The 13781-nt window shown below is 71.2% G+C and carries 9 protein-coding genes and 1 pseudogene; 1 reads left to right on the plus strand and 9 read right to left on the minus strand.

From position 1 onward, the window contains the following. Positions 1-201: 201 nt before the first annotated feature. From HNR70_RS11835 to HNR70_RS15970, 8 genes and pseudogenes are all read right to left on the minus strand, one after another. A complete protein-coding gene (locus HNR70_RS11835) occupies positions 202-1212 on the minus strand; it encodes a LacI family DNA-binding transcriptional regulator (protein ID WP_184325838.1) in 1011 nt (336 codons plus the stop codon). A gap of 69 nt (positions 1213-1281) precedes the next feature. Next, complete coding sequence (locus HNR70_RS11840) at positions 1282-2376, minus strand: substrate-binding domain-containing protein (protein WP_184325839.1); 1095 nt, start codon at positions 2374-2376, stop codon at positions 1282-1284. A 119-nt stretch (positions 2377-2495) separates the two neighbouring features. Beyond that, positions 2496-3767, minus strand: coding sequence for a sugar ABC transporter permease (locus HNR70_RS11845; protein ID WP_184325840.1), 1272 nt, complete (start codon positions 3765-3767; stop codon positions 2496-2498). A 38-nt stretch (positions 3768-3805) separates the two neighbouring features. Then, on the minus strand, positions 3806-5353 hold the full coding sequence (mmsA, locus tag HNR70_RS11850) for a multiple monosaccharide ABC transporter ATP-binding protein (protein WP_184325841.1): 1548 nt from the start codon (positions 5351-5353) through the stop codon (positions 3806-3808). A gap of 74 nt (positions 5354-5427) precedes the next feature. Continuing rightward, positions 5428-8136, minus strand: a complete 2709-nt coding sequence (locus HNR70_RS16260) for a glycoside hydrolase family 32 protein (RefSeq protein ID WP_184325842.1) — start codon at positions 8134-8136, stop codon at positions 5428-5430. Positions 8137-8294: 158 nt separating this feature from the next. Continuing rightward, positions 8295-8588 (minus strand): annotated as a pseudogene (locus tag HNR70_RS11860) (hypothetical protein); the annotation flags it as partial. A 259-nt stretch (positions 8589-8847) separates the two neighbouring features. After that, entirely contained in the window at positions 8848-9675 is an 828-nt protein-coding gene (locus tag HNR70_RS11865; protein ID WP_246375213.1) for a substrate-binding domain-containing protein, read from the minus strand. Then, complete coding sequence (locus tag HNR70_RS15970; protein ID WP_312857651.1) at positions 9573-10031, minus strand: LacI family DNA-binding transcriptional regulator; 459 nt, start codon at positions 10029-10031, stop codon at positions 9573-9575. The genes HNR70_RS11865 and HNR70_RS15970 overlap by 103 nt, the downstream gene beginning before the upstream one ends. Positions 10032-10176: 145 nt before the next feature. Between HNR70_RS15970 and HNR70_RS11870 the strand changes: the two genes are divergently transcribed. After that, positions 10177-11913, plus strand: a complete 1737-nt coding sequence (locus HNR70_RS11870) for a glycoside hydrolase family 32 protein (RefSeq protein WP_184325843.1) — start codon at positions 10177-10179, stop codon at positions 11911-11913. A 206-nt stretch (positions 11914-12119) separates the two neighbouring features. Here the strand turns inward: HNR70_RS11870 and HNR70_RS11875 are convergent, their stop codons facing one another. Beyond that, positions 12120-13694 carry a glycoside hydrolase family 68 protein gene (locus HNR70_RS11875; RefSeq protein ID WP_312857652.1) on the minus strand — a complete coding sequence of 525 codons (1575 nt, stop codon included), beginning with the start codon at positions 13692-13694 and terminating at the stop codon, positions 12120-12122. Between the last annotated feature and the right edge of the window lie 87 nt (positions 13695-13781).

Here is a 13781-nt window from a genome sequence, read left to right on the forward strand (position 1 = left end):
GTCTGTACGCGGGCGATGTCGCCGGCGATCTCTGACCCGATCAGCGTCTCCACCGCCGTGCCGTCCTCGGCATCTATGTGTCGCATCGCAGAGGTCAGGGCTGCCGTTGTCGGCGTCCCTCCCACGATCCCGGGACGCCTCGCCCAGGTCCTGCACCCTCCTCATCGGCGGGTGCATGAGCGCAGGCGGATCCCTCCCCGCTCACGCCCCGCAGCCGCAGGAGCGACGGAGGACGAGCTCGGTGCCCGCGACCACCTGCTCCACGACGAGGGAGGGGTCCTCGAGGCGTGCGAAGAGCCGCTCCGTGGCGAGGGTGCCGAGCTCGGCCGGGTCCTGGCCCACCACGCTCACGGCAGGATCCAGCAGATCCGCCTGGTCGAAGTCGTCGAAGCCCATCATGGCGACCTCCCGCTGCAGGCCACGGCTCTGGAGAGCGCGCACCACGCCGACGGAGATCGCGTTGCGGGCCGCGAAGATCGCGGTCGGCGGCTCCGCCGACCCGAGCACGGCGGACACCGCGCGGAGCGTGTCCTCCGTGCTGGACAGGCCGGTCACGACCTGGAGCGCCGAGCCTGGGAGCCCGGCCTCGGCCCAGGCCCTGCGCGCGCCGGCGATGCGCTGCGCGGCCGTGGTCAGCGTCGACAGGTGCGTCAGGACCGCGACCCGCCGATGCCCATGCTCCACGAGGTGGGCGATCGAGGCATGCGCGCCGCCGTCGTTGTCGACCATCATCGTGTCGATGGACAGTCCCGTGGGCGGTCGGTCCACGGCGATCACCGGGGTGCCCAGATCGAGCTCGTGCTGGAGGAAGGAGAGGTCCCCGGAGGGCATGAGCACCAGGCCGTCGACCCGGCGTGCGACGAGGGTGAGGGCAAGCAGGCGCTCCCGCTCGGCGTCCTCGTCGGTGCTCGCGGCGAACACGCTGACCCCGTGCGCCAGGGCGGCGTCCTCGACGGCACGGTGGAGACGGGAGTCGAACTCGTTGCCCACACTCGACACGAGCAGCCCGATGCTGTCGGTGCGCCCCTCGGTACGGCGGAGGTTCCCGGCGGTCATGTCCTTTCGGTAGTTGAGGTCCTTGGCGGCCTTCCGCACCTTCTCCGCCGTCGCGTCCGAGACGCCGGGCTCGCCGTTGACGACCCGCGAGACGGTCTTGAACCCGACGCCCGCCCGGGCGGCGACGTCCTTCATCGTGGCACGCTTCTTCGCCATGCTCTCTTCCCCTCCACAAGGGTGGTGGCCCCGAGGCATCGCGCCTCGGGGCCACCACCGTCGTTCGAGTCAGCCTTCGAGCAGCGCCAGTCGATCGGGATCGTCCGCGAAGACCTCCTGCGCATTCTCCTTGGTGACGACGATCGGATCCAACGCGTAGATCGGCACCTCGATCACGCCGTTGTCCTCGGTCTCGTCGGCCGCGGGCGCCTCCTCGCCCTTCTGGAACGCCGAGATGATCTCGACGGTCTTGGCCACGAGGTCCTTCGTCGGCTTGTGCACGGTCGAGTACTGCTCACCGGCCCAGATCGACTTGATGGACTCGGTCTCGGCGTCGAGGCCGTCGACCACCGGGATATCCTGACCGGCGGACTTGCACGAGGTGATGATCGCGCGGGCGATGCCGTCGTTCGGGGAGAGCACCCCGTGGATGGGGGTGTCGGAGTAGTTCGCGGCGAGCAGCGAGTCCATGCGGGCCTGGGCCTTGCCGTTGTCCCAGTCCTGGGTGGCGCACTGCTGGAAGTCCGTCTGGCCGGACACGACCACGAGCGTGCCGTCGTCGATCTTGGGCTGCAGAACGGACATGGCGCCCTCGAAGAAGTTCGGGGCGTTCGGGTCGGCCGGTCCGCCGCCGAACAGCTCGATGTTGTACGGACCGTCGCCCTTGCGCTCGGCGAGTCCGTCGAGCAGGGACTGCCCCTGCAGCTCACCGGTGCGGATGCTGCCGAACTGGACCACGCCGTCGACCGCGTCGGTGTTCTCGATGAGGCGGTCGTAGCCGAGGACCCGCACGCCGGCGTCCTTGGCGGCCGCGAGGGCGCTGCCCAGCTGGGTGCCGTCGATGGGGCCGACGACGATCGCCTTCGCCCCCTGCTGGATCATCGCCTCGATCTGCTGCTGCTGCTGCGGCACCTTGTTGTCCGCCGCCTGGATCAGCGGGGTGAACCCGGCCGCTTCGAGCTGCTCCTTGAACATGGCCTGGGCCTCGGCCCAGTTCTGCGTGCCCAGCCACGGCAGGGACACTCCGATGGTGGCGCCGGCGTCGAAGCCGGTGCCCGCGTCCTCGCCGCCTCCGGTCTCTCCGGTGCGTCCTTCGCCGCAGGCGGCGAGCAGGAGGGCAGTGGCGGCAGCAGCGCCGCCGAGGGTGAACGTCCTGCGCTTCATGGTGGATCTCCTCAGGTGAAGTGGAGGCCCGTCGTCGGGCTCCAGGGTGGGGATGGGGTCAGGGGGGCGAGTCGCGGACGGCGTCCGCGCTCGGGATCGGGGCGGATGTCCCGCGGCGCTCAGGCCTCGGCGGCGCCGGGCGCGGCGGGCGCGATCTGGGCAGAGTCGGTGGTGCTCTCCGACTTGCCTCGGTCGCCGAAGAGCCGACCGGTGATGGAGGGACGTCCCTGCTGCTTGTTGTAGACGTCGAAGGCCACGGCGGCGAGGAGTACGAGACCCTTGATGACCTGGGTCTTGTCCTGTCCGACGCCCATGAGGAACAGGCCCGAGTTCAGGGTGGCCATCACGAGGCCGCCGATCATCGTGGCGGTGACGGTGCCGATGCCGCCGGAGACCGCGGCTCCGCCGATGAACACGGCGGCGATGGCGTCGAGCTCCCACATGTTGCCGTCGGTGGGGCCTGCCGAGGTGGCGCGCGCGACGAAGAGGATGCCGGCGAGCGCGGCGAGGAAGGACATGTTCATCATGACGAAGAACTGCACCTTGCTGACGCTGACACCGGAGAGCGCGGCCGCCTGCTTGTTGCCGCCGACGGCATAGATGTGACGGCCGAAGGTGGTGCGCTGGGTGATCACGTGGTAGACGAGCACGAGCACGACGAGGATCAGACCGGGCACGGGGAACGACGTGCCGGGCCGGCCGCTGCCGAAGAGGTAGGTGACGTATCCGAGGACCGCGGCCACCAGCACCACGCGGATGATCACCGCGGTGCGGTTCAGATCCGTCTCGCCGTCGGCGACGCGCTGGCGGTAGGTGCTGATCTGGTTCCAGGCGTACAGGCCGATCGCGATCAGGCCCAGCAGGAGGGTGGAGTTGTTGAGCTGGGTGAACCCGGGTCCCCACTCGGGCAGGTAGCCGGCGCCGAGCACGTTCAGCTCGGGCGGTACGGGCACGCTCACGGACCCGCTGATCCAGATCACGCCGCCGCGGAAGATCATCATGCCGGCGAGGGTGGTGATGAACCCGGGGATCCCCACCTTGGCGAGCCAGAACCCGTGCCAGGCGCCGATCGCGGCACCGATCACCAGTCCGGCCAGCAGCGCCGCCCACCAGGGGAAGCTAAGGTCACGGGCGGAGAGGGCCACGCACATCCCGACGAATCCGGCGACGGATCCGACGGAGAGGTCGATATGGCCGATCACGATCACCATCACCATGCCGATCGCGAGGATCAGCACGTAGGCGTTGCCGGCGATGAGGTTCTGCATGTTCCCCGGCGTCAGCATGTTGCCGCCGGAGGCGATGTGGAATCCGAGGAGGAGGGCCACGAGGGCGAAGACCATCGTGAACTGACGGAGGTCCGTCCCGAAGATCTGCTTCACGACATTCATGGGTGTGCTCTTTCGTTGCTGCGTGAATGGGAGTCGGCTCAGGCGGCGGAGCCGACTGTGGTGGTCATCAGGCGCATGAGGGTCTCCTGGTCGGCGTCTGCGCGGTCGACCTCGCCGGTGATGCGCCCCTCGCAGATCGTGTAGATCCTGTCGCAGAGTCCCAGCACCTCGGGCAGCTCGGAGGAGATCACGATGATCGCCTTGCCCTGGTCGGCGAGGTCCTGGATGAGCTTGTAGATCTCGAACTTCGCGCCGACGTCGATGCCGCGGGTGGGCTCGTCCAGGATCAGCACGTCGGGCTCGGGGAAGAGCCACTTGGCCAGGACGACCTTCTGCTGATTGCCCCCGGAGAGGGTGGCGACGCCGACGTCGACCCCGGGGGTCTTGATCCGCAGCGAGGACCGGTACCGCTCGGCGACGGCCCGCTCCCGCGAGGGATCGATGAGCCCTCTGCGGACCACGGCCGGCAGGTTCGCCGAGACGATGGTGCGCTTGATGCTGTCCAACAGGTTCAGGCCGAGCTGCTTGCGGTCCTCGGAGACGTACGCGAGGCGGTGCCGGATGGCGTCCCGCACCGTGCGCAGCTCGACCTCCTCCCCGTGCAGGAACATCTGCCCGGAGCGGTGGATGCCGTAGGAGCGGCCGAACAGCGAGCGCGCCAGCTCGGTGCGCCCGGCCCCCATGAGCCCGGCGAAGCCGACGATCTCGCCGCGGCGGGCCACGAAGCTCTCCCCGTCGCACACCAGTCGGCCGGGCACGTTCGGGTGCTCGACGGTCCAGTCGCGGACCTCGAGGACGGTCTCGCCACCGAGATTCGGCGCGTGGTCGGGGTAGCGGTTGTCCAGGGAGCGGCCCACCATCGCGCGGATGATGCGGTCCTCGTCGACCTCGCCCGCCTCGACCGCGTAGGTCTCGACGGTGCGGCCGTCACGGATCACGGTCACCGCATCGGAGACGGCCGCGATCTCGTTGAGCTTGTGGGAGATCATGATCGAGGTGATCCCTCGGCCCTTGAGGCCCTTCATCAGCAGGAGCAGGTTCTCGGAGTCGTCCTCGTTGAGGGCGGAGGTCGGCTCGTCCAGGATCAGCAGCTTCACGTTCTTGGACAGCGCCTTGGCAATCTCCACCAGCTGCTGCTGGCCGACGCCCAGATACTTCACCGCCATGTCCGGGTCCACCTCGAGGCCCACCCGGGCGAGCAGGTCACGGCAGCGCCGACGGGACTCACGACGGTCGATGAGGCCCGAGGCGACGATCTCGTTGCCGAGGAAGATGTTCTCGGTGACGGAGAGCTCCGGGATGAGCGCCAGCTCCTGGTGGATGATGACGATGCCGGCGCTCTCCGAGGACTTGATGTCCTTGAAGGACATCTCCTCGCCCTCGAAGACGATCTGCCCACCGTAGGTGCCGTGGGGGTACACCCCGGAGAGCACCTTCATGAGCGTCGACTTCCCGGCGCCGTTCTCCCCGCAGATCGCGTGGATATCGCCTCGACGCACGGACATCGTGACGTCGTCGAGCGCCTTGACCCCCGGGAACAGCTTGGTGATGCTGCGCATCTCGAGGATGGCGTGCGGTTCTGCCATCGTCTCCTCCTTCTCCTCGTCGGATGCCGCGCTCGGGCGGCTCGGTCGTCCCGGTCCGGGTGGCTGCGGGGCGGTCATGGTCCCGTCACCCCGGTCCCGTCGGTGAACATGGTCTGCGCCACCGGGGTCGCCGTCGCTTCGAGGATTCTCGCCCGGCCGCCCTCGGCGAAGGCGAGCACCTGCTGGGAGGCGGGATCGGGATAGACGAGCTCGGTGAGGGTGCGGGTCCCGCCCGCGGCGAACACCTCCACGGAGGAGCGGTCCACCCAGACGCTGAACGAGACCGTGCCGTCCGCCTCCCGGGTGACCGGGGCGTCCACGCGCCCGGCGAAGTCGTCGTGGAAGCCGACGGCGCCGGAGCGCGTGCGGTCCACGAACACCTTCCCGCTCTCGGCGTCGTATCCCACGAGCGTGCCCTCCGCCCCGTCGGCGCTCTTCGACGGATCGGCGGCGAAGCCGTCGGAGGCTCGCACCACCACCCCGGCGCGCTTCGCCGTGCCGGGGTCCAGGCGCACGTCCAGGCGCATCATGTCCCCGCCGAGGCGCTGTCCGCGCACACGCAGCGGCGCGGTGCGGTCGTCGACGGTCGCTCTGGAGACCGTTCTCGCGGACTCCGCGATGAGCGCATCGGTGGCGTGCGCGACCGGCGCCTGGGCGAGCTCGATCCCGTCGGCGGTGCGGGTCAGGGTCACCTCGCGCGGAAGGGTCATGGACGAGACCCACGGGGAGGTCGGGACCGCGCCCGCGTAGAGCCAGTTGTTCATCCAGCCCTGCATGATCCGCCTGCCGTCGGGCGCGTCGGAGTAGGAGACGGACGCGTAGTAGTCGCGGCCCCGGTCCAGCCACTGATAGCTCTCGAGCGTCGAGGGGACGGGCCCGTCGGTGGCGACGACGTGGTCGACCAGCACATGGCCCCAGCCGCCGCTCTTGTTGTCGACGATGCGGAGGCGCGCCTGCTGTCCTGCGAACTCGCGCACGTCCCAGCTGGTCCAGTCCAGGCTCTCGCTGTCCGTGCCGGTCGCGGTGCGGACCACCTCGCCGCCGACGACGAGGTTGACCGTGGTCTCAGTGCTCTGCGGGAGGGCGATCTCGTCGCCCATCACGACGTGGTCGAGGGTCAGGTGGCCCCAGTCCCCGGTCGCCTCGTCCACCACACGGAGCTGCGCGGTGCGGCCCTGGAGATCCGAGACGTCCCAGCTGCGCCAGTTCAGCAGCCCGTCGGACGGGCCGGTGAGCCGACGCACCGCCTCGCCGTCGACCAGGAGCTGCACCTCCAGGGTCTGCTCGGGGTCCTCCTCGCGTCCGCCTCCGCCGACGAGCATGTTGAGGTGGGCGCCGTCGAGGACGAACTGCGGGGAGGTGAGCGTGCCGATGTTGTCATCGCCCTTCGGGCCGCCGGTCCAGGTGTTCACCCGCATCGCGCCGATCGCACCCTCCCCGCCGTCGGGCGAGGGGCTGTCCTCCGCCGCGAGGTCGCCGCTGCCGGTCCACCCGAGATCCGCGAGGGTCGCGGCGCCGTCGGCGGCCTCGAAGCCGTTCCACAGCAGCGTGCCGGCGGGCGGTGCGGAGTCGAGCCTCGTGCCCTCGCGGCGAGGGTTGTTCCCGCCGCCGACGAGGAAGGAGAGATGGCTCCGCTCCACGGTGAACGGCGCGGACTCCATCGACCCCACCGGTGCGTCGCCGCCGTGGAACGAGTTCACGAGCCCCTCCCCCACGAACCCGCTCACGGTCTGCTGACCGCTCAGGGCGCCGGTCGCCGGTGCGTTCCCGAACGGCCCGTCCTCGGTGGGCCGACCGTCCTGATCGGTGACCTCCCAGCCGGTGAAGTCACCGCCCTCGAAGTCCCACAGCACGTCACCCTCCGGCACCGGGACCTCGTCGACGATGTTCTCGGCGGTGAAGGAGGTGCCGTCGAAGTCGCCGACGAAGTACTGCCCTCCGCTGCCCCCGGCCACGGCACCGGGGTTGAGGTTCACGACCAGCACCCACCGGGTCTCCTCGGGGTTCCCGTCCACGGGGAGCTCGAAGAGGTCGGGGCACTCCCAGACACCGCCGACGGAGTTGGCCGGCCCGAAGTCGGAGGCGTGCTCCCAGGTCAGCAGATCATCGGAGGTGTAGAGGACCACCTTGTGCTCGGTGGCCTCGACCGCGACCATCACCCAGTGCGACTCCGCGGGCGTGGCGCCCTCGTACCAGAACACCTTGGGGTCGCGGAAGTTCGCCGATCCGCGATCGACGACAGGATTGCCCGCGTACTTCTCCCAGGTGAACCCGCCGTCGGTGGAGTAGGCGAGGGACTGGGCCTGCTGACCCGCACGCTCGGGATGCGCGCTCGTGTACGCACTGGTGTACAGCGCGATGAGCGGATCCTCGCCGTCGATGCCGAGACCGCTGGTGTTGCCGTGGTCCACGACCACCGAGCCCGAGAAGATGTCCTCGATGCTCCGCCCCTGCTCATCGAAGGTCTGACCGATGGCCAGGGGCTGCTCGGTCCAGGTCATGAGGTCCGGGCTGGTCGCGTGCCCCCAGGACATGTTCCCCCACCGGCTGCCCTCGGGGTTGTACTGGTAGTAGAGGTGGTAGAGACCGTCGTGGAAGACCAGCCCGTTGGGGTCGTTCATCCAGTTCCGCTCCGGCGTGTAGTGGTACCCGGGCCGGTAGGGCTCGGTGCCGGGGGCGCCGTCGGCGAGGGCGTGCGTCGAGCCCAGCCCGAGGGTCAGAACGGCGACGGCGCCGACGCACAGGGCGCGGAGCGAGCGACGAGGAGCGTTGGTGCGAGGCATGGGAGGTTCCCTCCATCGGGAATCGTCAGCGCGGCGGGGCGGCACCGGTTCCTGCTGCATCGCATTGCGGTCCCTCCCTCGGGTGACAACGTTGTCTAGTGCGTGGCGCCGAAGGTACCTCATGCATCGCGGCGTGTCCACACGCGACGCGCATCCGGTCACGCGACCCGCCGCCGATCGCACGGGGAGAACGCCTGCCCTCCTCGGTATGGCGACGACACAGATGCGGACGCGATGTGCCGGACTGGCGCGACCACGGCCGGGATCATCGAGAGGATCACGCCTGCGAGGACCACCGAGATCGAGCCCGTGCCGAGGTTCCCCTGCAGTGCGACGACTCCGAGCGGGAGTGCGTAGTTCTTCTCGGAGAGCATGAAGATCAGCAGGCGGAAGAACTCGTTCCAGTGGAAGGTGAAGGCGAGCACGTCCGCGATCGCCATGCCGGACACCGCGGCGACGCCGAGGGCGGCGTAGCGGGCGAGGGAGGGGAGCGTGGCGTTCATGGCGGTGGAGATGGTGCGGATCAGGGCGGTCTCCACCGCGGCCTGCCGACGGCGGTTCGCGGACCGGCGTGCCGAGCCTCCGGACGGCTCACGTCCCGAGGTGCGACGGCCCGACGGCTCCGGCCTCAGGGGCGCCGGCCTCCGGGGCGCGGGCCTCCGGGGCGCGGGCCTCGGAGGCGCCGGCCTCAGGGGCGCGGGCCTCAGCGGCTCAGGCCTCCGGAGCGCGGGCGACCGAGCTGCGCTCGACGAGCGGGCACTCCACGACGACGACGCGGGCGCGCTGCTCGTCGGCGGTGCGGTCGGCCGTCGCGTCGACTGTCGCGTCGGCCGTCGCATCGGCTGTCGCGTCGGCCGACCCGCCGACCATCCCGTCGGCCGACCCGCCCGGGCCGCCGCCCGCCCCGACGTGCGACCCGGCGCCCTCGACGAGGTCGAGCAGCATCGTCATCGCGCGCCGCCCCATCTCCTGATGGGGCAGGGCGATCGTGGTCAGCGGTGGGGTGAGCACCTCGGCGAAGAAGTCCTCGTCGTCGAAGCCGATCACGGAGAGGTCCTCCGGCACGCGCACCCCGGCGAGCGCGGCGGCGTGGATCGCTCCGGCGGCGACCCGGTCGCGGATGCAGAAGAGGGCGGTGGGCGGCTCGTCCTCGGCCAGCAGGGCGGCGCCGGCGCGGTGGCCGTCGTCCATCTCCCAGCCCGCGCGGACGATCCGCGGCACGAGACCGGCCGCGGTGATCTCGGCGGCGAAGCCCTCCTCGCGCTCACGGGTCGCGACCGAATGGTCCTTTCCGGAGACCATGACGATGCGGCGGTGTCCCACCTCGAGCAGGCGTCGGGCGGCCCGGCGGGCGCCCTGGACGTCGTCGGGGATGACCGCGGGCGGGGAGGCGGCCGTCCAGGGGGCGGGTGCCTCCAGGTCCCCCTCCTCGCAGTTCATGAGCACCAGCGGCATGTCCGGCGGGAGGACGGGCAGCGCGATACGGGTGCGGCCCATCGAGCCGTAGACGAGCCCGTCGACCTGCCGCTCGGCGAGCATCCGCACCGCGCCTCGATCGTCGCCTCGCGCCGCGAGAGGTCCGCAGCGAGCACCATGTAGCCGCGCTCGGCGGCGGCCTGGTTCGCGGCGCGCACCATCCGCCCGGCCCAGGGGGAGGTCGCGATCTCGTCGCTGATCAGTCCGATCGTGCGGGTCCGGCGCTCCCTCAGCGACATCGCGACGGCGGAGCGGGTGTACCCGAGCTCCGCCGCGGCCTCGAGCACCCTGCGCTGGTTCGCCTCGGAGACCGTGCCCTCGGTGCGACCGTTCAGCACCATGGAGACCGTCGCGCGGGACACCCCGGCGCGCTCGGCGACATCGGCGGAGGTGGGGCGGCGACGAGCGGCGGTGGTCACTCCCCCAGAGTAGGCGACGAGCGTGGTCGGACCGTCGCCGCGCGGCTCCCCTCACACCCGGTGGTGCCGCCCCCGCGCCCTTCGCTACGGTCGGGAGATCGCGCGAGGAGGCGCACGGATCCCACCCCTTCGCCTCGGAGCCGCCATGACCCGCCCCACCCGCCGTTCCCTCCTGCAGCGCACCGCCGCAGGAGTCGCCTTCGGCCCGCTCGCACTGGCGGCGAGCTCCTGCACCCGGGACGAGGACGCCCCGGAGCCCTCCGCCGACGACGGCGGACCGAGCGACGACGCGCCGGACGGGGCGGCCGACGAGGAGGCCGCGAGCCTCCGCCCGCGCTTCCACCTCACCGCCCCCTCCGGGTGGATCGGCGACCCGCAGCGCCCGGTGCGGAGCGGGGACACCCTGCACCTCTACGGGCTCCACCATGCCGAGGACACCGTCCCCGGCCCCACCTCGTGGACGCACTGGACCAGCACGGACCTGGTCGCCTTCACCCACCAGGGCACGGCGCTGACCGGCGCCGACGGCGTGGACGTGTGGAGCGGCTCCGCCGTGGTGGACGAGGAGGACACCGCGGGGCTCGGCGCCGGGACGCTGATCGCGCTGACCACCCGTCCCACCGACGGCCGGGCCGAGCTGCAGGAGCAGTACCTCGCCTCCTCGTCGGACGGCGCGACCTTCGCCCTGGAGGCCGAGCCGGTGCTGGAGAACCCCGACGGCCGCGACGCCCGCACCGAGGAGGAGCTCGCCCAGGCCTCGTGGTTCCGCGACCCGAAGCTGCAGCGGGACGCGGAGCGGGGGCAGTGGGTGTGCGCCCTCGGCCGCGACCATCGCGTGTCCTTCTGGACCTCGCCGGACCTGCGCTCCTGGGAGTCGCGGTCCGACTTCGCCTACCGCGATCAGGACCCCGACGGTCCGGACCTCGGCGGGGTGGAGTGCCCGGACCTCTTTCCCCTCACCGCGGACGACGGCACCGCGCACTGGGTGCTCGGCGCGAGCCTGGACGGCAGCGGTGCCGGCGAGCCGACGAACTACGCGTACTGGGTGGGCGACTGGGACGGCGAGCGCTTCACGCCCACGGAGCCCGCACCGCGCTGGCTGGACCGGGGCCATGACTGGTACGCCGCGGTGACGTGGCCGTCCGTCGAGGACCCGGAGCACGTGCGCCACGCGATCGGCTGGATGAACAACTGGGCCTACGCGCGCGAGGCCTCCGCGACGGCGGCCTCCGACGGCTACGACGGCCAGTACTCAGTGGTGCGCGAGGTGCGCCTGGTGCGGGACGCCGACGACGCGCTCACCCTCGTCTCGGCCCCGGTGCCGGCGCTCGCGGCGACCGCGACCGCCGCGCCGGACCTCGCGGACCAGGAGGTCGCCGCCGGGGCGTCCGGCGAGAGCGCGTCCGACGGTTCAGGGATCGAGGGTTCAGGGGCCGAGCATTCAGGAGCCGACGCCGAGCCCGAGGGCCTGGTCGAGCTCGGTGCACTGGGGCGCGCGTTCGGCCTGGAGATGGACGTGAGCTGGGATGACGGGGCCGAGGCGGCGGTGACCGTGGTCGGGTCCGCGAACGGCTCGCGGGGCACCCGGATCACGCTCGGCGGCGGGCAGCTGCGCGTGGACCGCAGCGGCAGCGCGATCGCGCAGGACGGCGACGCAGAGCCCTTCGCGGGGCGGACCGCGGCGGTCGCCCCGATCGCCCCGGACGCCCGCTCCGCGCATCTGCAGGTGCTCGTGGACACGCAGAGCGTGGAGGTGTTCCTCGACGACGGCCGCACCGTCGCCTCGATGACCGTCCACCCCTCCCCCGGGGAGGAGCACGTACGCCTGCACGCGGCGGGCGGAACCGCGCGGTTCACAGGGCTGCGCCTGCGCGAGCACTGACCCGACCCGCGGCCCGTCGCGCGGGCACCGCGGGCACCTCGAGAGAGCACCGGGCGGGCACCCCGCACGCACCGCGGCGCGGTGCCGCCCCTGCTCGGGGGCGACACCGCGCCGTCGTCGCTGTGCTGCGAGTCCTGCGCCAACAGACCCAGGGGCTGTCAAGCCCGGGGGCCGTCAAGCCCGGGGGCCGCGGCGCAGGCTGCCGATCACTTGTAGTGACCGACCCCGCCCTTGCGCTTGTTGGTGGGGATGTAGGCGTACGGGCCGAGGCCGTTGTCGCCGAAGGAGTAGTCCACCGCGGAGGTCGCGGTGGCGCCGTCCAGGTCCACCTTCACCGTGGGCGAGAGGGTGCCGCCGCGGCGCCCCTCGACGTTGTCGATGAAGGACTGCACGAGCCCGCCGGGCTGGATGTAGTGCGAGTAGGCCTGGAACTGGCGCGGATTCTGACCCTCGGTGGGCGACTCGGGGGCGTCGGCCGGGAGGTTCAGGTCCACGGGGCTGCCGAGGACGACGCCGGAGGAGTTCAGCGGCTGGAAGTCCGAGCGGATGCCGTCGCCCACGAAGCCGTAGACGCCGTCGGGGCCACGCAGGTCCGCCGCGTAGGTGAACTGGTGGGAGATCGTGAACAGGAAGTACTTCCCGTCCTGGATGATCATCTGCGGGCGCTCGGTCTGATCGTTCACGCCGTAGGCGGTGAGGATCGGGGGGAGCATGGTCCAGGAGGTGAGGTCCTTGGAGTCCGCCCAGGCCAAGCCGATGTTGCCACGCTGCCACTGGACGCCCTTGGCGTTGACCTCGTCGACCGTCTCCGCGAACGGGTCGCCCTCGACGTAGCCGAGGTCCTCGACGGTCGCGTCGGTCTCGGCGGTGCCGGGAACGCCCGCGCCGCAGCCCTCGAAGAGCATGAAGGTCACGCCCGGGTGCGCCGGATCCTCGAAGGTGAAGGGATCGCGGAAGGAGAAGTAGGGGTTCTGCTCCTGGGTCTGGTACCAGGTGCCGTCGGGCTCCGCGATCTCGAGGTGCTCGCCGAACTTCGAGAAGCTCACGCCGGCCTTGGTGGCCTTGATCTGACCCTCGACGGTGGCGAGGACGGCCGGCTTGCCGGGGGTGCCGGGACGCTTCTCACCGAAGGTGGTGGCGGTGTAGAACACGCGCACCTTGTTGCCCTGCATGAGACGGGCGGAGCCGGACCACTCGGTGTTGGACAGCGAGGTGTCGTCCTCGAAGAGGTAGCCGCCGTAGGTCCAGGCGTCGTCGGGATCCGCGGTCGAGGGACGGGTGAAGTAGCCGATGCGGGCGCTCCAGTGGCGCTCGTCGAAGGGGATCTCGCGGGGAGCGACGAGGGAGAAGATGACGTCCCAGCCCTTGTAGCTCATCTGGTTCGAGTACTCGTCGGTCAGCGACCAGGTGTCCCAGACCCACACCTCGTCGGTCATGATCGGGAAGTCCCTGGGGATCTCCGGCATGGTGATCGACTCGGGCATCGAGTTCTCGCCGCGCGCCACGTCGGGGTCGTTCTGGGTGCGCATGATCTGGCGGGCGTCCGCACGGGTCCAGCGGGCGTGGAAGTCGCTGGTGATCGGGTCGTGGGCCTGCTGCGTGTGCACTGTGGGCTGGGGGCCGTCCGCGGTCGGGGCGGCGGGAGCGGCCGAGGCTGCGGGGGCCGCCTGCGCCGAGGGGGCGCCGAGCACCGAGGCGGTGCCGGCGGTCGCCAGGGCACCGAGCGCGAGAGCGCCGAAGCCGCGACGGGTGGGGTTCAGGGGGGCGATGTGACGGGACACGTCTACTCCTGGATCGGGGATGCGGGAGACGGGTGTCGGAAGTCGCGGCGGGCGTGCTGCCGTCGACCCACGGCGGTCGTCGGTTAC

Source organism: Brachybacterium aquaticum, from assembly GCF_014204755.1.
Taxonomy (GTDB): Bacteria; Actinomycetota; Actinomycetes; order Actinomycetales; family Dermabacteraceae; genus Brachybacterium; species Brachybacterium aquaticum.